Genomic DNA, 19,704 nt, shown 5'->3' with positions numbered 1-19,704 from the left:
CGGTCCTTAATGAATTTTGCTTCCCAGGGTCACCACGCCATCGGCGCGTTCGTGACCGAGCCAACTCGTCCATCCCAGACGGCAGGCGTTGTCCTGGCCGATACGCAGCTCGCGAATCTCTTCCTGGCGCAGCACAAGGCGGATGTCGTAGTCCAGCGGGTCGCGCAGGGTGAAACGCACCAGGGCACACAGCGGCTGATAGCCGAAGCCGATCGGCAGGAACTCGTGAAAGCGCTGCCAGTCGAGCTGGGTGATGTGGATGCGGAACTTGCCGTTGCGATCACGCACCCGCTCGCCCAGCACCACGTCCTCGCCCAGCAGGCTGTTGGCGCGCCCCAGGCGATTGCACTGCTCCTGCAGGATGACCACGCGACGTTCGATGCACTGCTCGATGACCAGCTGCGCATGCTTGAAGTAGTAGCGCAGCACCGCCTCGATCAATGCCGCCGAGTGGGCACGCAGGCTCAGCAGGCCCAGGTAGGGCAACAGGCGCTTCCAGTTCAGTTCGCGGGCCTCGCGAATGTGCTCGCCACCCAGCCCGATCAGGGCGAACAGCTGCGCCGAGAATGGGTCCATCGCCCCGCTCTGGAAGCGTGCGCGATAACGGTACTTGCGCCAGATGGGCAGCATCAGGCGCTGTAGCCGATGGTGGAACACGTCGAGAAACTGCCGGGTCGTGTTGCCGTCCTCGCCATCGCCCAGCGCCTGCTCCACGTAGAACGCCGGCAGCGGCGAGCTGGCGCCGCACAGGCCGATCAGGTTGAAACGCAGGCGTGCACGCATCTGCCCGCGGTCGTCGAAGAACTCGACGCGATCGACGTCGCTGCCCGGAAAGCCCAGACTCGGATTGGCCTGGAACTCCAGCTGGTCGTACAGCTCCTCTTCGCTCAGGTGCGGATGGAACTCGCGCAGCCGGTCGATGACCAGCAGCACGGCCTGAAACAGCGAGTATTCGCGTATTGCGTGGCTCAGCCCGCTCAAAGCAGGGGCTGCAGGCCCATACGTGGTGTCCATTGGTACACCTCTCCCTGGGTACTTCTGACCCGCAACTCGTGGTACGAGTTGAGGCTGGCATAAAGGGCAAAGAACTCGTTGAGCACCGAGGCGAACACGAACAGGTCGCCTTCGCCGATGTAGCCTTGCGGGTCGATGGTCAGTTCGGTGCGCAGCCCGCGCAGGGGCAGGCCGCGGTGCAATCGGTCGACATGCTCGTGACGGATCGACTTGAGCCCGCCGAGCAGGCGCTTGCTGACCTTCTCGGCATGTTGGTCGTAGTAGCGCGGCAAGTCGTAGGTTTCCAGGATCACCTTGAGCGCATCGACGTTGGCCAGCGACAGGTAGTTGAGCGACATGTTGCTGATCAGCTTCCACAGGAAATCCCGGTTCAGGGGCGGTGCGTAGCTGGCCGTGACCGGGGTGATGTTGCGGAAGGTGAGGAACTCCGGGGTCTGCTCGGACGGCTGATCGATATCACCCAGCTTGAGCCGGCGCGGCAGGTTCTGATTGGTGCAGGTGAGCTCGATGGACAGCGTCTCGTGGGTGCGGGTATCGCGTATTCCGAAGCTCAGGTAGGTGTCCAGGCCGTCATGCAACAGCGAGGAGCGCTGGCGAATGCTGTAGTGCGGGCTGGTCTGCGGCACGTCGAAACTGGGGTCGTGCTCGAACGACTCGAACGGCACATAGGCCTGGTAGCCCACGCCGCCGGGCTTCCAGCCGGTCACGCTGTGCACCGAGAACACCCCGCAGTTCTCCAGGTCGTACTCGGCGGGCAGCAGCAGGTATTCGTCCTGCTTGCCATCCAGGCGAATCGGCAGGGCATCGTGCTGGAACAGGTTGGCGATAGGGGTGCAGTACAGCTTGACGTTGTCCAGCGTGGGGCGCATGCGCTGGATACCGCCCCTGCGGATGTCGAAACGTATCTCCAGCCCGCGCATCTGCTTGAGGGTTTCCGTGCCCAGGGACTTGAGTGCCTCCAGGCCGTCGAGGTCGACGAACAGGAACTTGTCCTGGAAGGCGAAGTACTCCTGCAGGTAGCGGTAACCGCGAAAGGTGTTCAGCGGGTAGGGAATCAGCGCTTCTTCCTCGGCGAAGCCGACCGGCTGGATACGGTTGCCAGCCAGGCGCACTGTCACGTTCTCGCCACTGGCGCGCACCAGCGGCTTGCCATCGCCCCCCAGCGGCACCAGCTCGATGCCTTCCACGTTGCGCAGCAGGCACAGGTAGAGCATCTGGCTGATGTAGCGCTCGCCTGCCAGGTGCAGGCGCAGGCGGCTCAGTTCCAGCTCGCCGACATGCCCGTCGCAGCTCATCTCCAGGCGCAGGCTGAGCAGCGCCCCATCACCCTTTACCGAGTAATTGAGCGCGGTGAGGTCCAGGGCCATGACATCGGTGGGGTAGCAGGTACGAAAACGGCAGCGCACCTCATCGATCGGCTGGCTCTCGACCGGTGTATCGCGCGCCACCCGCAAGGGCGGGCCGGACTGGCCCAGCGGGTCGAACTGCAGGATGCTGAACGCCGGCAGCGGGCGCATGTAGTTGGGCCACAGCAGCTGCATCAGCGAATGGCTCAGCTCGGGCAGTTCGTCATCGAGCTTCTGGCGCAGGCGCCCGGTGAGGAAGGCAAAGCCCTCGAGCAGCCGCTCCACGTCCGGGTCGCGCCCGGCCTGCCCCAGAAACGGCGCCAGGGCCGGGCTGCGCTCGGCAAAGCGTCGCCCCAGCTGGCGCAACGCGGTGAGCTCGCTCTGGTAGTAATGATTGAAGGACATGCTCGGTTACCTGTTTTGCATGCTCAGGAACGTCCTGTTCGCGAGACGACAGCGCGGTGCGCGTCTCAGTTGACCTGCACCTGCCCGCCGCCCTCCAGGCGCGCGGAAAAGCTGACCTGACGCTTGATCCCGTCCAGCTCAAGCAGGCCTTCGATGCTGAAAGCCAGCTTGAGCTGATCGTGATCACGCGGCAGCGACACCACGCGCACATTGGTCAGGCGCGGTTCGTAGGCTTCGATGAACTGCTCGATGGCCTGACGCGCCTGGCTCAGCGCGTCATGCAGGCTCAGGCGCATGTCATTGAGGTCTGCCAGCCCGTAATCGGGCAGTGTCTGCACGCTGCCCGCACGGGTACTGAGCATCTTGCCCAGGTGCACCGCCACCGAGGCCATGGCAGCCCTCTCGCGGCTCCAGCCGCGACGCTTGTCGGCTTCGCCGCCCAGACGCTCGAAAAGGCTGCCATATCCGCTCATGTACGCGCCCCCGCTTACTCTTTATCCAGCTTGCCGACCAGCGACAGGGTGAAGTCGGCGCCCATGTACTTGAAGTGCGGGCGCACGTTGAGGCTGACCCGGTACCAACCCGGCTCCCCTTCCACATCGCTGACGATGATCTGGGCCGCGCGCAGCGGACGACGCCCGCGCACCTCGGCGCTCGGGTTCTCCTGGTCGGCCACGTACTGGCGGATCCACTTGTTGAGTTCCAGCTCCAGGTCGGTGCGCTCCTTCCACGAGCCCAGCTGCTCGCGCTGCAGTACCTTGAGGTAGTGGGCCAGGCGGTTGACGATCATCATGTAGGGCAGCTGGGTACCGAGCTTGTAGTTCAGCTCGGCGGCCTTGCCCTCGGCGCTGATGCCGAAGAACTTGGGTTTCTGCACCGAACTGGCGGAGAAGAACGCGGCGTTGTCACTGCCCTTGCGCATGGTCAGGGAAATGAAGCCTTCCTCGGCCAGCTCGTACTCGCGGCGGTCCGACACCAGCACTTCGGTGGGGATCTTGGTCTCGATCTCGCCCATGCTTTCGAAGTGGTGCAGCGGCAGGTCTTCCACCGCGCCACCGCTCTGCGGGCCGATGATGTTCGGGCACCAGCGGAACTTGGCGAAGCTGTCGGTCAGCTTGGTGCCGAACGCATAGGCGGTGTTGCCCCACAGGTAGTGCTCGTGGCTGTTGGCCACGGTTTCCTTGTAGACGAACGACTTGACCGGGTTTTCCTCCGGGTCATAAGGGTTGCGCAGCAGGAAGCGCGGCACGGTGAGGCCGATGTAGCGCGCGTCCTCGGACTGGCGAAAGCTCTGCCACTTGGCAAACTGCGGGCCTTCGAAGTGGTCCTTGAGATCCTTGAGGTCCGGCAGGCCGGTGAAGCTTTCGAGGCCGAAGAACTTCGGACCGGCAGCGGCGATGAACGGCGCATGGGACATGCACGCAACGCTGGAGACGTACTGCATCAGCTTGACGTCGGGGGAGCTGGGCGACATGAAGTAGTTGGCGATGATCGCGCCCACCGGCTGGCCACCGAACTGGCCGTACTCTGCGGTATAGATGTGCTTGTAGAGACCGGCCTGCATGACTTCGGGCGAGTCCTCGAAGTCGTCCAGCAGGTCCTGCTTGGAGACGTTGAGAATTTCTATCTTGATGTTTTCGCGAAAGTTGGTGCGGTCGACCAGCAACTGCAGGCCACGCCAGGCCGACTCCAGCGACTGGAAGTCGGGGTGGTGGAGAATCGCGTCCATCTGGCGGCTGAGCTTGGCATCGATCTCGGCGATCATGCGGTCGACCATGGCCTTCTTGACCGGTTCGCCGTCGTTGTGCGGCTTGAGCAGCTCTTCGATGAAGGCCGACACGCCGCGCTTGGCAATGTCATAGGCTTCATCGTCGGGCGTCAGGCGGGTTTGCGCGATGATGTTGTCGAGAATGCTGTACTCGCCTTCGGTGCTGCTGGTTTGCTGTGCTGCGCTGGTGCTCATGGTGTTCTTCCTTGACGGGGGAGGCTCAAGCGTCGGTGGTCGGCGTGGCGCTCAGGCCCAGTTCGCCGAGTACGCGGGTGCGCGACTCATCGTCGGCGAGCACGCCTTCGATGGCCTTGCGAAAAGCCGGTGCGTTGCCCAGCGGGCCCTTGAGTGCCACCAGCGCATCGCGCAGTTCCATCAGCTTCTTGAGCTCTGGCACCTGCTCGACCAGGCTGGCCGGGTTGAAGTCCTTCATGGAGTTGACCCGCAGGCTGATGCCCAGCTCATCGCTGGCGCTTTCGTCGTCCTGCAGGCGGTTGGGCACGCTGAGGGTCAGGCTCAACTCCTGCTTGGCGAGCACTTCGTCAAACGTCATCTTGTCGATGCTGATGGGCTTGCGGTCCTCTACCTTGCGTTCGTCCGGACGCTGGGTGTAGTCACCGATCGCGAGCAGCTTCAAGGGCAGTTCGATTTCTTCCTGGGCACCGCCCGTGGCAGGTTTGAACGTGACGTTGATGCGTTCCTTGGGGGCTACCGAGCCTTCTTTGGCCATGGCTTTTCTCCTTGCGTTTGCGGCCCGGGGGCCTAGTCGAGTACCACTTCGAGGTCGAGGTGGCACAGCCTGCGATAAACCTCATCCTTGCGTTCGCGCACGGCGTGGTTCTGCGGCAGCAGCTCACAACAGCTGTGCAGCAGACGCAGTACTTCCAGTGCCAGGTCCGGCTCCCACTGATGCAGGCCGGCCTGTTGCAGTTCGTGATCGAGGGCTTCGAGCTGGGTCTTGGCCAGTTCGTACTTCTTGGCCAGAAAGCACAGCCGCGCCTGGCTGAGCTGCCAGAAAAAGCGCACGCGCCCGCCTTGAGCCGCCTGCATGCCCTGCTTGAGTATCTGCACGGCAGGCTTGAGGCCGTCCTTGCGCAGCACGGGCAGCACCGCCTCCAGGGCCAGCTCCCAGGGTGGCAGGCTGGTCGCGAGGTCGGTCTCGACCTTGCGCGGTGCGCTGGTGCTCTGCAGGTGCGGCATGACGCTGGCGTTGATCCAGCCCCGCGTCGCCGGGTCGGCAAACGGCGTGCCGTCATGAAAGCGCAGCTCCACCACCCCGGGCAGGCGCTGCAGCAGTTGCGCGAAGTGGAACTCCACCTCGCGCATGCCCTGCTCGGCGTTGAGCTCCAGCAGGCACTCCCAGACCATGCGCTGGCCGTCGAACCAGAACGGCGACTTGGCCAGGCTGGCCTCGAGCTCCATCAGCAGGTCGGCGTACTGGCCGTTGGCAAAGCGTTCCTGGTAGATCTTCAGGCGGTCGACCGGCAACCCGCGCAGCACGGTCACCTGTTCGGCATTGCGCTCGGGCACCGCGTCGATCTGCAACCACAGCAGCGTGCGGTTGAGGCGCAAGGCGCGCACGTCGGTGGCCTTCTGCTTGAGCCACCAGTTCGATAACGGTCGAGCGCCATCCTGCAGGGTGCGTAACACCTTGTGCGCGTCTTTTTCGCTGTCGACGGGGGCGCCGGGGGTGAGCAACTGGGTGGCGGCCTGCTTGACCTGGGCCACGACCGCGCCCACGGCCCCAGGTTCGGGCTGATTGTCGGCAGCACGTTGCACCATGCTCGACAGGCGTCGGCACAACGGCAGCAACAGCGGCGCCTCATCGCCCAGGTGCGTGGTCAGGGCTGCATCGAGCGCCTGCAGGCTGTCGACCAGGCGGCGGAACAGCGCCAGTTGCTCCTTGATCGCGACGTTTTCACCCAGTACCTGCTCCAGGCGCGGCACCAGCCAGCCGATGGCCGCGGCCCGTGTGCGCGGCTTGGCCGGGTGCACCTGCGCCCAGTGCTGCTCGCACAGGTGCTGCAACAGCCCCACGCCGGCCAGCAGGCCCGGGAAGGATTCGCGTTGATACAACGCCCACGTCAACCAGGCGGCAACCCGCAGGTCCTTGGACTGTGTGCGCAGCAGCGTCTCGCTGTTCTCGAGCACGCGGAGCCAGTCGATCTGGCCGCTCTCGTGAACGGACTGAGCCTTGTTCAGCTCGCCTTCCAGTGCTTCGTACTCACTGGAAAAACGCACGTCCTCGCCCGCAAAACAGTCTGTTGATACAGCCTGCCGGGCAACCTCGTGGTAACGAGCGTGCAACTTGCTTGAGTAGGACATCCTTGGCCTGTAGTTGGACTGCAGGCCCCGCGCCGACCGAAAAAGCCCAGGCGGCACGGGGCCTACCAAAACAGCGTCAAACACCCATCCGTGGGTTCGCTGCCTTAAGTGAGGGGGCACATCCTAGATAGGGAAATGGCACATTGCAATCAACACAGCGTGTGCAATTTGTATCAAAAAGCAGGAAACCATTCCGCTGACGAACAGGACTGGCACTTTGCCACACTTCAAGGCATGCTAGCCGCCCTTCGGGCGTGCAGCTTATAGTGCGCGCCTGGAACCGGGATGCGACAGGACTACCGCACACTGCGCCGCTTGTCGCTGCGTAGCGATCACCTGCCACAGCCTCACGCAGGAACAGCGTTTGACCAATCTGACTCAGCCTTCATCCCCGCGCAAAGCCACGAGTGCGTCCGGTTCGCCCTTGCGTGGCTCGCTCAAAGGCGCGTTGGCCATCCTGGTGCTGCTGTTGCTCGCGCTGCTGTTCTGGCAAGTGTTCGAGCAGTTCCGCCATACCCAGGCCGATCGCCGCCAGCAGAGCCTGGATGCAAGTGCCGAACTGGCCAGCCAGCTCAACCTGAGCCTGGCATTGAACGCGCAAAAAGCCCTCACCCTGCTGCAACCCTACCCTGCCGCACCGGCCGTCACCGACCTGCCGCCGCTGCTCGAACACCTGCACGCACGCCTGCCCGCCCTGCGCAGCCTGGTGTGGGTGGACGCCCAGGGCGCGTTGCTGCGCGACAGCGCGGGCATCAGTGCCGACCGCAAGGCGCTCCAGGAGCTGCTGCACCTGGGCCAGGAGCGCCCGTACTACTTCAGCAACAGCGACGACAACAGCCTGGTCTACCTGCTGCTGCAGCACCCCGACAGCGACACCCGTGGCTATTGGCTGCTGCGCCTGGCCCCGGAGTACTACCAGCAACTGAGCCAACCCCTGGAGCACGCCGCGCCACCGCTGTGGCTGCTGGAAAACAGCCGCACGGCCCAGGTCATCGATCGCCACGCGCCGCCGCTCGATGCGCGCGACGCCAGCATCGAGCCGCCGCAAAGCGTGCTGCTGGCGTACCTGGACAACAGCGACTGGCAACTGCGCGGCCTGTTCGATGCCGCCCACAGCCGCCTGCAACTGCTGCCGGCCTTGATCGGCAAGTGCGTGCTGGGCCTGGTGTGCGCGCTGATCCCGCTGCTGGCGCTGATCAGCATGCGCCGCCGCCACCGCGCCCTGCAGGAAGGTCGGCGACGCTATCAGGACATCTTCGAAGGCACGGGCGTGGCCTTGTGCGTACTCGACCTGTCGGGGCTGACCGAACTGCTGGAGCGCCTGCGCCTGCGCAGCACAGCCGAGCTGGCCCAGCGCCTGGCCCAGGATGTATCGCTGCGCCACAGCCTGCTGGGCGAGCTGAAGGTTACCGAAGTCAATCAGGTGGCCCTGCAACTGCTGGGCGCCGGCTGCTGCGAGAGCGCCTGGCAGCGCCTGATCGAAGGCCACTCGCCGGGCGCCGACGGGGTGGGCATGCAGTTGGTCGAGGCAGTGGTGCAGGACCTGCGCCTGCTGGAGCTGGAAGTGCGGCTCAGCGACCCCCAGGGCCAGGACCAGCACCTGTGGCTGATGGTGCGCTTCCCCCAGGCACGGCGTGACTACCAGGCCGTGATCCTGAGCATCAGCGACATCACCAGCCGCAAGCGCGTGGAGCTGTCGCTGCTGGAGCGCGAAAGCTTCTGGTCGGACGTGGTGCGCACCGTGCCCGACCAGCTGTACGTGCAGGATGTGCACAGCCTGCGCATGATCTTCAGCAACCGCCACCTGGGCCAGACTCTGGGCTATTCGCGCAGCGAGCTGGCGCAGATGGGCGAGTACTTCTGGGAAGTGCTGCTGCACCCGCAGGACGCCGAGCTGTTTCGCCAGATGCGCCAGCAGCAGCGCCAGAGCGGCTATGTGGAGCAGTTGCATTGCCAACTGCGTTTTCTTCACCACGACCAGAGCTGGCGACGCTACGACATTCGCGAACAGGCCCTGACCCGCGACCCTGACGGCACGGTGCTGCGCATCATCGGGGTGGGCAAGGACGTCACCGACCAGATCGAGGCGAGCGAGTCGCTGCGCGACAGCGAGCAGCGCTACCGCATGCTCGCCGAGAGCATCAGCGACGTGATCTTCTCCACCGACCCGCAGTTGCAGCTCAACTACGTCAGCCCTTCGGTGCAGACGGTACTGGGCTACGACGTGCCGTGGATCTTCGCCAACGGCTGGCAGTCGACCATTGCCAACCCGGCGCAGCTGACCGGCGTGTTCACCCTGTTCGAACGGGTCAAGCGGGCCCTCGAGGAACCCGCCGCGCTGGAGCGCCTGCGCACCGAGGTGACCACCCAGCTGTTCCTGTTCGACTGTCTGCGCGCCGACGGCCGCAAGATCCCGATCGAGCTGCGCGTGGTACTGGTGTGGGACGAGCACAACCATTTCGAGGGCATCCTGGGCGTCGGCCGCGACATCAGCCAGCAACGCCGCGCCGAGAAAGACCTGCGCATGGCCGCCACGGTGTTCGAGCATTCCACCTCGGCGATCCTGATCACCGACCCGGCCGGCTACATCGTGCAGGCCAACGAAGCCTTCAGCCGGGTCAGCGGCTACGCGGTGAGCGACGTGCTCGACCAGTTGCCGAGCCTGCTCACCGTCGACGAACAGCAGGAAGCCCACCTCAACTACGTGCTCAAGCAACTGCACCAGCGCGGCACCTGGGAGGGCGAGGTCTGGCTCAAGCGCCGCAGCGGCGAGCACTACCCGGCGTGGGTCGGCATCACCGCGGTGCTCGACGACGAGGGTGACCTGGCCAGCTACGTGTGCTTCTTCACCGACATCAGCGAGCGCAAGGCCAGCGAACAGCGCATTCACCGCCTGGCCTACTACGACGCCCTGACCCACCTGCCCAACCGCACGCTGTTCCAGGACCGCCTGCACACCGCGCTGCAGCAGGCCGAGCGGCAGAAGGCCTGGGTGGTGCTGATGTTCCTGGACCTGGACCGTTTCAAGCCGATCAACGACTCCCTGGGGCATGCCGCAGGCGATCGCATGCTCAAGGACATGGCCGAACGCCTGCTCGACTGCGTACACGACGACGACACCGTGGCACGCATGGGCGGCGATGAATTCACCTTGCTGCTGCAACCCAAGGCCACCCGCGAAATCGCGCTCAACCGCGCGATCCACGTGGCCGAGCAGATCCTGGGCAGCCTGGTGCGACCGTTCGTGCTGGAGAACCGCGAGTTCTTCGTCACTGCCAGCATCGGCATCGCCCTCAGCCCGCAGGATGGCAGCGAGCTGAGCCAGCTGATGAAGAACGCCGACACCGCGATGTACCACGCCAAGGAGCGCGGCAAGAACAACTTCCAGTTCTACCAGGCCGACATGAACGCCAGTGCGCTGGAGCGCCTGGAGCTGGAAAGCGACCTGCGTCATGCGCTGGAGCAGAACGAGTTCATCCTCTACTACCAGCCGCAGTTCAGCGGCGACGGCAAGCGTCTGACCGGTGCCGAGGCCCTGCTGCGCTGGCGCCACCCGCGCCGCGGGCTGGTGCCGCCGGGCGACTTCATCCCGGTGATCGAGGAGCTGGGGCTGGTGGTGGACGTGGGCGACTGGGTCATCAGCGAAGCCTGCCGCCAGCTCAAGGCCTGGCACCAGGCCAAGGTGCGAGTGCCGAAGGTGTCGGTGAACATTTCGGCGCGCCAGTTCTCCGATGGCCAACTGGGCACGCGCATCGCCACCATCCTGGCCGATACCGGGCTGCCGCCGGCGTGCCTGGAGCTGGAACTGACCGAAAGCATCCTGATGCGCGAGGTCAACGAGGCGATGGTGATCCTCGACAGCCTGAAGAATCTGGGGCTGAGCATTGCGGTGGACGACTTCGGCACCGGCTACTCGTCGCTCAACTACCTCAAGCAGTTCCCCATCGACGTGCTCAAGATCGACCGCACCTTCGTCGACGGTCTGCCCGAGGGCGAGCAGGATGCGCAGATCGCCCGCGCCATCATCGCCATGGCCCACAGCCTGAACCTGGCGGTGATCGCCGAGGGTGTGGAGACCCATGAGCAACTGGAGTTTCTGCGCGAGCACGGTTGCGACGAGGTGCAGGGCTACCTGTTCGGGCGGCCGATGCCGGCCAACCAGTTCGAGGCGCAGTTCAGCAACGAAACGTTGTTCATGTTCGAATGACGCATCGCGGGTCAAGCCCGCTCCCACAGGATGTTCTCGGCCCCCGAGAGCGGATACCAGACCTGTGGGAGCGGGCTTGACCCGCGATAAGTTCACACCGAGCCTGAATGAGCCCCGCTTGTCTGCGACATGATGCCCTTTCATATGCCAGACAAAAGCCGATGAGGTAGAATGCCCGCCTATTTCAGCACGATCCTTGAGGACCGCCATGTTCAGCCGTGATTTGACCATTGCCAAGTACGACGCCGATCTCTTTGCCGCCATGGAGCAAGAAGCTCAGCGCCAGGAAGAGCACATTGAGCTGATCGCTTCGGAAAACTACACCAGCCCTGCGGTGATGGAAGCTCAAGGCTCGGTACTGACCAACAAGTACGCCGAAGGCTACCCGGGCAAGCGCTACTACGGTGGCTGCGAATACGTCGACGTGGTCGAGCAACTGGCCATCGACCGCGCCAAGCAGCTGTTCGGCGCCGACTACGCCAACGTGCAGCCGCACGCCGGCTCCCAGGCCAACGCTGCCGTCTACCTGGCCCTGCTGTCGGCCGGTGACACCATCCTGGGCATGAGCCTGGCCCACGGCGGCCACCTGACCCACGGCGCGGCCGTGTCGTCCTCGGGCAAGCTGTACAACGCCATCCAGTACGGCATCGACGCCAACGGCCTGATCGACTACGACGAAGTCGAGCGCCTGGCGGTCGAGCACAAGCCGAAAATGATCGTGGCCGGTTTCTCGGCCTACTCGCAGGTGCTGGACTTCCCGCGCTTCCGCGAAATCGCCGACAAGGTCGGTGCCTACCTGTTCGTCGACATGGCCCACGTGGCTGGCCTGGTCGCCGCTGGCGTGTACCCGAACCCGGTGCCGTTCGCCGACGTGGTCACCACCACCACCCACAAGACCCTGCGCGGTCCACGTGGCGGCCTGATCCTGGCCCGTGCCAACGCCGACATCGAGAAGAAGCTGAACTCCGCCGTATTCCCGGGCGCCCAGGGCGGCCCGCTGGAGCACGTGATCGCGGCCAAGGCGATCTGCTTCAAGGAAGCGCTGCAGCCTGAGTTCAAGGCCTACCAGCAGCAAGTGGTGAAGAACGCCCAGGCCATGGCCGGCGTGTTCATCGAGCGCGGCTTCGACGTGGTGTCGGGCGGTACTGAAAACCACCTGTTCCTGCTGTCGCTGATCAAGCAGGAAATCTCCGGCAAGGACGCAGACGCTGCCCTGGGCAAAGCCTTCATCACCGTCAACAAGAACTCCGTGCCAAACGACCCACGCTCCCCGTTCGTCACTTCCGGCCTGCGCTTCGGCACCCCGGCCGTGACCACTCGCGGCTTCAAGGAAGCAGAGTGCAAGGAACTGGCGGGCTGGATCTGCGACATCCTGGACGACCTGAACAACGAAGCGGTGATCGACGCCGTTCGCGAGAAGGTCAAGGCCATCTGCGCCAAGCTGCCGGTGTACGGCAACTGATCGCAGGTACCTGATGTGAAAAAGCCCGGCTCCCAGCCGGGCTTTTTTGTGGCATCGCGGGTCAAGCCCGCTCCCACAGGATTTCATAGCCCTCCAGATGGGTAGTAAACCTGTGGGAGCGGGCTTGACCCGCGATGGGCCCTCAGGGGCGACCCAAGGCCTCGAACCCCTCGCGAATCTTCGCCTCGGGCAGGTCATCGGCAATGAACACCATCACACTCTCGCGCTGTTCGCCTTCGGCCCACTCGGTATCCCAGTCGAAGCCATAGAGCTTCAGCACGCCCTGAAACACCAGCCGCCGATCCTCGCCAGCAATGTTCAACACGCCCTTGTAGCGCAACAGCTGCTTGCCATGCGCCTCCAGCAATTGGTTCATGAACTCGCTCAGCCGGTCGATATCCAGCGGCACATCGGTACGCAGCACCATGCTGGAGATCCGGTCCAGGCTGTTGCCCGCCGCCACAACAGGCCGCAGGTTGAGGCTGGCGTTGAGGTTGAACCCGCGCACATCCAGCAGCTCGGCCAGGTCGATCCTGCCGTTGTCCACCACACGGATCGGCGCACGTCGGTTGATCCGCGCCAGGCGCTGGCTCAAAGCCTCGAACGCGGCCGCATCGACCAGGTCGGTCTTGCTCACCAGCAGGCGATCGGCAAACCCGACCTGGGCCTGGGCGATGGTCTGGGTCAGGTGCAGGTCGGCATGCGCGGCATCCACCAGGGTGATGATGCCGTCGAGGATGTAGCGCTCGCGCAGCTCTTCGTCGATGAAGAAGGTCTGCGCCACCGGTGCCGGGTCGGCCAGGCCGGTGCACTCGATCACCAGCCGGTCGAAGGCGATTTCGCCGCTGTCCAGACGCTCCAGCAGCAGGAACAGCGCCTTGGTCAGGTCGGTGTGGATGGTGCAGCACACGCAGCCGTTGGCCAGGGTCATGACCTGCACCGGTTCGTCGCCCAGCAGTTGGGTGTCGATGCCGGCGTCGCTGAACTCGTTTTCGATCACGGCGATTTTCAGGCCGTGCTCGGCCTTGAGCAGGTGGCGCAGCAAGGTGGTCTTGCCGGCCCCCAGAAAACCGCTGAGCACGGTGACGGGAATGGGTTGCACGGAAAATCTCCTGAACACTGAAATGACTGTGGGAGCCCGGCTGCCCGGGCTCCCACAGGTTTGTCACACGCGGGCGGTGCCGTCTTTCAACAGCACTTGGGCCCGCCCTTGCCGCCGTAGCGCGCCTCCTGGCGTTCCCGGAAGAACTCCTCGTAGGTCATCGGCGGCAGGTCGGGGTGCCGGGTTTGCATATGCTCGACGTAATTGTCGTAGTCGGGCATGCCGACCATCAGGCGGGCTGCCTGCCCCAGGTACTTACCCAGTCGACCGAGATCGTTGAACATGTCTGCAATCCTCTTGGTTTACGCGTCCGGCAAGGCCTGGAACGGCGATTCCTTGTCGGTACGTTCTTTCTTGTTCAAGGCGCGGATACCGACCTTGAGCGCGAAGAACAGGATGCTGAACACCACGAACAGGAACAGCGCGGTCAGCGTCGCGTTGGTGTACGCGTTGAAGATCACGTGCTGCATCTGCGCGATGTCCTTGGCCGGGGCCAGAACCTGACCGGCGTCCAGCGCCGCGCTGTACTTGTTGGCCAGGGCCAGGAAGCCCACCGCCGGGTTCGGGTCGAACAGCTTGATGAAGCCTGCGGTGGTGGTGCAGATCAGCAGCCATACCGCCGGCACCAGGGTGACCCACATGTACTGCTGGCGCTTCATCTTGATCAGCACCACGGTGCCGAGCATCAGCGCGATACCGGCCAGCATCTGGTTGGAGATGCCGAACAGCGGCCACAAGGTGTTGATGCCACCCAGCGGGTCGATCACGCCCTGGTACAGCAGGTAGCCCCACAACGCCACACAGCCGGCGGTGGCGAGCAGGTTGGCGCCCCACGACTCGGTGCGCTTGAGCGCCGGCACGAACGAGCCCAGCAGGTCCTGCAGCATGAAGCGCCCGGCACGCGTACCGGCGTCTACCGCAGTGAGGATGAACAGGGCTTCGAACAGGATCGCGAAGTGGTACCAGAACGCCATGGTGTTTTCACCCGGTAGTACCTGGTGCAGGATCTGTGCGATACCCACCGCCAGGGTCGGCGCACCACCGGCACGGGCCAGCACGGTGTGCTCGCCGATGTCCCGGGCGACCGCCTCGAGCTGCTCGGGGGTGATGGCAAAGCCCCAACTGCTGACTGTCTGCGCCACCGACACCACGTCGGCACCGACCACCGCGGCCGGGCTGTTCATGGCGAAGTACACGCCCGGCTCGATCACCGAGGCGGCAACCATGGCCATGATCGCGACGAACGACTCCATCAGCATGCCGCCATAGCCGATGTAGCGGGCGTTGACTTCGTTGTCCAGCAGCTTGGGCGTGGTGCCCGAGGAGATCAGCGCATGGAAGCCCGATACCGCGCCACAGGCGATGGTAATGAACAGGAACGGGAACAGGGTGCCCTTCCACACAGGGCCGGTGCCGTCGGTGAACTGGGTCAGCGCCGGCATCTTCAGCTCGGGCGCCAGCACCAGGATGCCGATGGCCAGGGCAATGATGGTACCGATCTTGAGGAAGGTGGAGAGGTAGTCACGCGGCGCCAGCACCAGCCATACCGGCAGCACGGCGGCGACGAAGCCATAGCCCACCAGCATCCAGGTGATCTGCACGCCGGTGAAGGTGAACGCCGGGCCCCACACCGGATCGGCGGCCACCAGGCCCCCCAGCCAGATGGACAGCAACAGCAGCACCACACCGATCAGCGAGATCTCGCCGATGCGGCCCGGGCGGATATAACGCATGTACACGCCCATGAACATCGCGATGGGGATGGTCGCCATCACCGTGAACATGCCCCATGGGCTTTCGGCCAGGGCCTTGACCACGATCAGCGCCAGCACCGCAAGGATGATGATCATGATCAGGAAGCAGCCGAACAGGGCGATGGTGCCGGGAATGCGGCCCATTTCCTCACGCACCATGTCGCCCAGCGAGCGACCGTTGCGGCGGGTGGACAGGAACAGGATCATGAAGTCCTGCACTGCACCGGCCAGTACCACGCCGGCGATCAGCCAGAGCGTACCGGGCAGATAGCCCATCTGCGCAGCCAGTACCGGGCCCACCAGCGGGCCAGCGCCGGCGATGGCCGCGAAGTGGTGACCGAACAGGATGTGCTTGTTGGTCGGCACGTAGTCCAGACCATCGTTGTTGAGCACCGCCGGGGTGGCCCGGCGCGGGTCCAGCTGCATCACCTTGGTGGCGATGAACAGACTGTAGTAACGGTAGGCGACCAGGTAGAGGGCTACCGAGGCAACCACAATCCACAAGGCGTTGATCGCTTCGCCACGGCGCAGGGCAACCACACCCAGCGCACAGGCCCCCAGGACTGCCAGCAGCAGCCATGGTATATGGCGTAGCAGGCTATTATTGTTGTTCATGGTTTGCTTCCAGCTAGTGGATATGAAAGACCGCCCATCGAGTCTAGGGCGAGTCTTGGCGCATTGCCATACTTGCTTTGGTCTAGAGCCTGCAGCCCCGCCCACAGTCTCGTTATGCGCGTTCGCGATCATGCTGGCAAGCCCTGAGCTATAGTCAGTCAGGTTCCAGCCAGGTTCTACTGCAAAGGGCCTTCACCATGAGCGATCACCCAGAACGCCGGCGCTTCCAGCGCATACCCTTCGATGCACCGACCGAACTGCTCCAGGGCGAACGACGCTGGCCGGTCAACCTGCTCGACCTGTCGCTCAAGGGCCTGCTGATCGAGGCGCCCAAGGCCTGGGACGCCGACCTCGAGCGGCCGTTCGCTGCGCAGATACGCCTGGGTGAAGAGGCGTTTGTCACCATGACGGTGGAACTGCGCCATGTCGACGACACCCAGCTGGGGTTTATCTGCGAGCACATCGACCTCGATTCGCTGGAGCACCTGTGCCGCCTGGTGGAGCTCAACCTGGCCGATCGCACCGAACTGGAGCGCGAATTCCATCAACTCATCGACATTTGAAATCTTTTAGCCCGCTACCGACCTGACCCCGCCCCGCCTTCCTGTCCACCCAGACAGCTTTCAAACAGCCGTTCATGCCACCGGACCCAGCCCTGGCGGGCCTGGTGCTGCGTGTTGGAACGATAACTGCATCCACGCCTGCACCCAAACCAATGACCTGACTGTTCCTGTGCCAATCTAAAAATTGTATACAATTGTTCTGGCAATGAATGGCACGAGTTGTCTACAGTAGCGCCACAACAATAAAACAGAGAACCTGCTCCCATGACTACGTCCTCCCCCGACACGTCCACGGCATCACGTCCTGAAGACGAGAACCTGGGGCTCGGCGCCAACCTGGCGTACGGGCTGCAACACGTACTCACCATGTACGGCGGTATCGTCGCGGTACCGCTGATTCTCGGCCAGGCGGCCGGCCTGGGCCCGGCCGACATCGGCCTGCTGATTGCCGCATCGCTGTTTGCCGGTGGCCTGGCGACCCTGCTGCAGACCCTGGGCCTGCCGTTCTTCGGTTGCCAGTTGCCGCTGGTACAGGGCGTTTCGTTTGCCGGCGTGGCCACCATGGGCGCGATTCTCAGCAGCGAGGGCGGCGGCGGCCTGCCGGGAGTGCTGGGCGCGGTGATGGCGGCCTCGTTGATCGGGTTTCTGATCACCCCGGTGTTCTCGCGCATCACCAAGTTCTTCCCGCCACTGGTGACCGGCATCGTGATCACCACCATCGGCCTGACCCTGATGCCGGTCGCGGCGCGCTGGGTCATGGGCGGCAACAGCAAGGCACCGGACTTCGGCAGCATGTCCAACATCGGCCTGGCGGCGGTGACCTTCCTGATCGTGCTGATACTGAGCAAGCTGGGCAGCGCGGCGATCTCGCGGCTGTCGATCCTGCTGGCGATGGTGTTCGGCACCCTGATCGCCTGGTCGCTGGGCATGGCTGATTTCAGCAAGGTGCTCGAAGGTCCACTGGTGGCCTTCCCTACCCCGTTCCACTTCGGCATGCCGACCTTCCATATCGCGGCCATCCTGTCGATGTGCATCGTGATCATGGTGACCCTGGTGGAAACCTCGGCCGACATCCTCGCGGTAGGTGAGATCATCGACACCAAGGTCGACTCCAAGCGCCTGGGCGATGGCCTGCGTGCCGACATGGCCTCGAGCATCCTGGCGCCGATCTTCGGTTCGTTCACCCAGAGCGCATTCGCCCAGAACGTCGGCCTGGTGGCCGTGACCGGGGTGAAGAGCCGCTACGTGGTGGCTACCGGTGGCGTGATCCTGGTGGTGCTGGGCCTGCTGCCGATCATGGGCCGGGTGATTGCCGCCGTACCGACCTCGGTACTGGGTGGCGCGGGGATCGTGCTGTTCGGCACCGTGGCGGCCAGTGGTATCCGCACGCTGTCCAAGGTGGACTACCGCAACAACATGAACCTGATCATCGTGGCCGCCTCACTGGGCTTCGGCATGATCCCGATTGCCGCGCCCAACTTCTACGCGCAGTTCCCGAACTGGTTCGAGACCATCTTCCACTCCGGCATCAGCTCGTCGGCGATCATGGCGATTCTGCTGAACCTGGTGTTCAACCACTTCAAGACCGGCAACTCCGATCATCAGTCGGTGTTCGTGGCCGCCTCCGAGCGCACGCTGAACTACTCGGACATTTCCGGGCTGCGTGACGGCGACTACTTCGAAGACGGCAAGCTGTTCGATGCCGAGGGCAAGGAGATTCCGTTGCTGGAGAAGGATGAGCATGGGGGGCAGGTAGTGAGGCGAGAGACGGTGGCTGAGCATTGATAGTGCTCGGTTGATGAGGAAGGGCTGGTGCACGTGCACCGGCCCTTTTTGTGTGTGCCTGTTGGCCATCGGAAAGCGACTGAATGTGGGCGCACCGAGACGGGAAGGCCTGACGGCACAAGCATGGTCTCTCTGTGATCATCCTCGCCCTCGATACCCCTGCAAAGGACGCACACATGGCACGTATGCCCGGCCACCCTGTTGTTCCTCGTACCGCTCGCCTGCTGGACGCGGCCCTGACCGTCATGGGCTGCATGCCGGCAACGCGCTGGCCGACAGTGCCGACCTATCCCAGGCGCTGGCGTCGATGCTGAGTCCGGCCTGGTTCATCACGTCCATGGCACCGCAGCCAATGTGGCCGATGTCACACAGGTCGCCGAGCTGTTGCATGGCGAAGAAAGCACGGTGTATGCAGACGCCGGATACATCGGTGTCGAGAAGCGCGAAGAGCATGAAAGTCGTGAGTAATCTGGCAAGTCGCCGCGCGCCGCAGCACGTATTCCAAGCTGAACAAACGCAGCCTGCTTTACAAAGCCAAGCGCAAAATTGAGTACTGCAAAGCTCAGACACGGGCCAAGGTTGAGCATCCGTTTCGGGTGATCAAACGGCAACTTGGTTACGTGAAAGTGCGCTTTCGAGGGCTGATGAAGAACACGGCTCAGTTGACCACGCTGTTCGCTCTGTCGAACCTGTGGATGGCTCGAAAAAAGCTAATGAGTATGGGCGAGTTACGCGCGTAACACGGAAGAACGGGCGACAAAGCCCTCAAAACGCTGTGCCTGGGACTTTCTTTCGGCAATCAGCGCCACGCGCCGCAGAATGCTTGGCCGGCTGCCGCTTTTCGGCAAGTTGATCGGAGTATCCTTAGGTGATCCCGATAACAACCGCCAGGCTTCGGAACAGGATTACCAGCCATATCCTTTAAGGTACCCGTAATATCACTATTCTTGAAATTATTAAGAATATTGTCAATTTTTCCGACAGCTCTTTTTTGGCCTTGACTCAGCGTAGCCAGAGTGTCTGCAGCCCCTTTTGCACCGTCAAGCTTTAACTAAAACGAACTCCAATAGCGTATCAGGGTCTGAAATCGTACTTAGGAAGTACTTGGCCGATTTTCTAGACTCAGCCGGGAATAGCTCTCCGGCAGTCATAGCCAGGGCAGAAAAATCCGCAATACAATCCATGTCAGGCACTCTTTTATCTCCAATGACTTTAAACCCCTCGATTCCGAGTACGGCTGCATCGTGTTCATCGCAAAAAACTAGTAATTTATGCCCATCAATTAAGTTAAATAACGGCGTTTCACCCCAAAACCTAGTGGGCTCCGGCCCCGCACCCAGAAATATAAATTCGTTCAT

At 63.4% G+C, this 19,704-nt stretch carries 14 protein-coding genes and 1 pseudogene; 5 read left to right on the top strand and 10 right to left on the bottom strand.

Translation table 11 applies throughout. The features are described 5' to 3' along the window. Window positions 1-6: 6 nt before the first annotated feature. The 6 genes from tssG to tssA all read right to left on the bottom strand — a co-directional run bounded on the left by tssG (window position 7) and on the right by tssA (window position 6,858). Window positions 7-1,014 (bottom strand): type VI secretion system baseplate subunit TssG, encoded by a 1,008-nt coding sequence (gene tssG, locus LOY33_RS03425; RefSeq protein ID WP_043860556.1) that lies wholly within the window; start codon window positions 1,012-1,014, stop codon window positions 7-9. Further along, the gene (gene tssF, locus LOY33_RS03420) at window positions 978-2,765 is read right to left on the bottom strand and encodes a type VI secretion system baseplate subunit TssF (RefSeq protein WP_054916573.1); all 1,788 of its coding nucleotides are present in this window, start codon (window positions 2,763-2,765) and stop codon (window positions 978-980) included. The genes tssG and tssF overlap by 37 nt, the downstream gene beginning before the upstream one ends. 65 nt (window positions 2,766-2,830) lie before the next feature. Next, window positions 2,831-3,238, bottom strand: a complete 408-nt coding sequence (gene tssE / locus LOY33_RS03415; protein WP_043860558.1) for a type VI secretion system baseplate subunit TssE — start codon at window positions 3,236-3,238, stop codon at window positions 2,831-2,833. Window positions 3,239-3,252: 14 nt separating this feature from the next. Then, window positions 3,253-4,728 carry a type VI secretion system contractile sheath large subunit gene (gene tssC / locus LOY33_RS03410; protein ID WP_058540731.1) on the bottom strand — a complete coding sequence of 492 codons (1,476 nt, stop codon included), beginning with the start codon at window positions 4,726-4,728 and terminating at the stop codon, window positions 3,253-3,255. Window positions 4,729-4,753: 25 nt separating this feature from the next. Further along, window positions 4,754-5,263 (bottom strand): type VI secretion system contractile sheath small subunit, encoded by a 510-nt coding sequence (gene tssB / locus LOY33_RS03405; RefSeq protein WP_043860560.1) that lies wholly within the window; start codon window positions 5,261-5,263, stop codon window positions 4,754-4,756. Window positions 5,264-5,295: 32 nt separating this feature from the next. Further along, entirely contained in the window at window positions 5,296-6,858 is a 1,563-nt protein-coding gene (tssA, locus tag LOY33_RS03400; RefSeq protein WP_236177437.1) for a type VI secretion system protein TssA, read from the bottom strand. A 364-nt stretch (window positions 6,859-7,222) separates the two neighbouring features. Here tssA and LOY33_RS03395 point away from each other — a divergent pair, with 364 nt between their 5' ends. Further along, window positions 7,223-11,065, top strand: coding sequence for a bifunctional diguanylate cyclase/phosphodiesterase (locus LOY33_RS03395; protein WP_258661476.1), 3,843 nt, complete (start codon window positions 7,223-7,225; stop codon window positions 11,063-11,065). 208 nt (window positions 11,066-11,273) lie between these two features. After that, on the top strand, window positions 11,274-12,527 hold the full coding sequence (glyA, locus tag LOY33_RS03390) for a serine hydroxymethyltransferase (RefSeq protein ID WP_043860563.1): 1,254 nt from the start codon (window positions 11,274-11,276) through the stop codon (window positions 12,525-12,527). 142 nt (window positions 12,528-12,669) lie between these two features. Here glyA and yjiA read toward each other — a convergent pair whose 3' ends face one another. The 3 genes from yjiA to LOY33_RS03375 form a co-directional block, all read right to left on the bottom strand. Next, window positions 12,670-13,653 (bottom strand): GTPase, encoded by a 984-nt coding sequence (gene yjiA, locus LOY33_RS03385; RefSeq protein WP_167400244.1) that lies wholly within the window; start codon window positions 13,651-13,653, stop codon window positions 12,670-12,672. A 62-nt stretch (window positions 13,654-13,715) separates the two neighbouring features. Next, window positions 13,716-13,913: a YbdD/YjiX family protein gene (locus LOY33_RS03380; RefSeq protein ID WP_043860565.1), complete on the bottom strand. Its 198-nt coding sequence runs from the start codon at window positions 13,911-13,913 to the stop codon at window positions 13,716-13,718. A gap of 18 nt (window positions 13,914-13,931) precedes the next feature. After that, window positions 13,932-15,998, bottom strand: a complete 2,067-nt coding sequence (locus tag LOY33_RS03375) for a carbon starvation CstA family protein (RefSeq protein WP_043860566.1) — start codon at window positions 15,996-15,998, stop codon at window positions 13,932-13,934. Between the two features lie 197 nt (window positions 15,999-16,195). On the opposite strand from LOY33_RS03375, the gene LOY33_RS03370 reads away from it, so the two are divergent. From LOY33_RS03370 to LOY33_RS03360, 3 genes and pseudogenes are all read left to right on the top strand, one after another. Next, complete coding sequence (locus LOY33_RS03370; RefSeq protein WP_058540734.1) at window positions 16,196-16,561, top strand: PilZ domain-containing protein; 366 nt, start codon at window positions 16,196-16,198, stop codon at window positions 16,559-16,561. Between the two features lie 264 nt (window positions 16,562-16,825). Next, the gene (locus tag LOY33_RS03365) at window positions 16,826-18,346 is read left to right on the top strand and encodes a nucleobase:cation symporter-2 family protein (protein WP_043860568.1); all 1,521 of its coding nucleotides are present in this window, start codon (window positions 16,826-16,828) and stop codon (window positions 18,344-18,346) included. A gap of 300 nt (window positions 18,347-18,646) precedes the next feature. Continuing rightward, window positions 18,647-19,086, top strand: a pseudogene (locus tag LOY33_RS03360) (transposase); the annotation flags it as partial. A gap of 300 nt (window positions 19,087-19,386) precedes the next feature. Here LOY33_RS03360 and LOY33_RS03355 read toward each other — a convergent pair. Further along, window positions 19,387-19,704 (bottom strand): hypothetical protein, encoded by a 318-nt coding sequence (locus LOY33_RS03355; protein ID WP_253087386.1) that lies wholly within the window; start codon window positions 19,702-19,704, stop codon window positions 19,387-19,389.

The sequence above is a fragment of the Pseudomonas sp. B21-036 genome (assembly GCF_024748925.1).
GTDB lineage: Bacteria > Pseudomonadota > Gammaproteobacteria > Pseudomonadales > Pseudomonadaceae > Aquipseudomonas > Aquipseudomonas palmensis.
Note: the sequence above shows the minus strand (reverse complement) of the source record. Positions and strands in the feature narration are given on the sequence as shown.

Bases quoted from the DNA above. Each gene is read 5' to 3' on its own strand.
- tssG (WP_043860556.1), bottom strand. From the start codon at position 1,014: ATGGACACCACGTATGGGCCTGCAGCCCCTGCTTTGAGCGGGCTGAGC.
- tssF (WP_054916573.1), bottom strand. From the start codon at position 2,765: ATGTCCTTCAATCATTACTACCAGAGCGAGCTCACCGCGTTGCGCCAG.
- tssE (WP_043860558.1), bottom strand. From the start codon at position 3,238: ATGAGCGGATATGGCAGCCTTTTCGAGCGTCTGGGCGGCGAAGCCGAC.
- tssC (WP_058540731.1), bottom strand. From the start codon at position 4,728: ATGAGCACCAGCGCAGCACAGCAAACCAGCAGCACCGAAGGCGAGTAC.
- tssB (WP_043860560.1), bottom strand. From the start codon at position 5,263: ATGGCCAAAGAAGGCTCGGTAGCCCCCAAGGAACGCATCAACGTCACG.
- tssA (WP_236177437.1), bottom strand. From the start codon at position 6,858: ATGTCCTACTCAAGCAAGTTGCACGCTCGTTACCACGAGGTTGCCCGG.
- glyA (WP_043860563.1), top strand. From the start codon at position 11,274: ATGTTCAGCCGTGATTTGACCATTGCCAAGTACGACGCCGATCTCTTT.
- LOY33_RS03380 (WP_043860565.1), bottom strand. From the start codon at position 13,913: ATGTTCAACGATCTCGGTCGACTGGGTAAGTACCTGGGGCAGGCAGCC.
- LOY33_RS03375 (WP_043860566.1), bottom strand. From the start codon at position 15,998: ATGAACAACAATAATAGCCTGCTACGCCATATACCATGGCTGCTGCTG.
- LOY33_RS03370 (WP_058540734.1), top strand. From the start codon at position 16,196: ATGAGCGATCACCCAGAACGCCGGCGCTTCCAGCGCATACCCTTCGAT.
- LOY33_RS03365 (WP_043860568.1), top strand. From the start codon at position 16,826: ATGACTACGTCCTCCCCCGACACGTCCACGGCATCACGTCCTGAAGAC.
- LOY33_RS03355 (WP_253087386.1), bottom strand. From the start codon at position 19,704: ATGAACGAATTTATATTTCTGGGTGCGGGGCCGGAGCCCACTAGGTTT.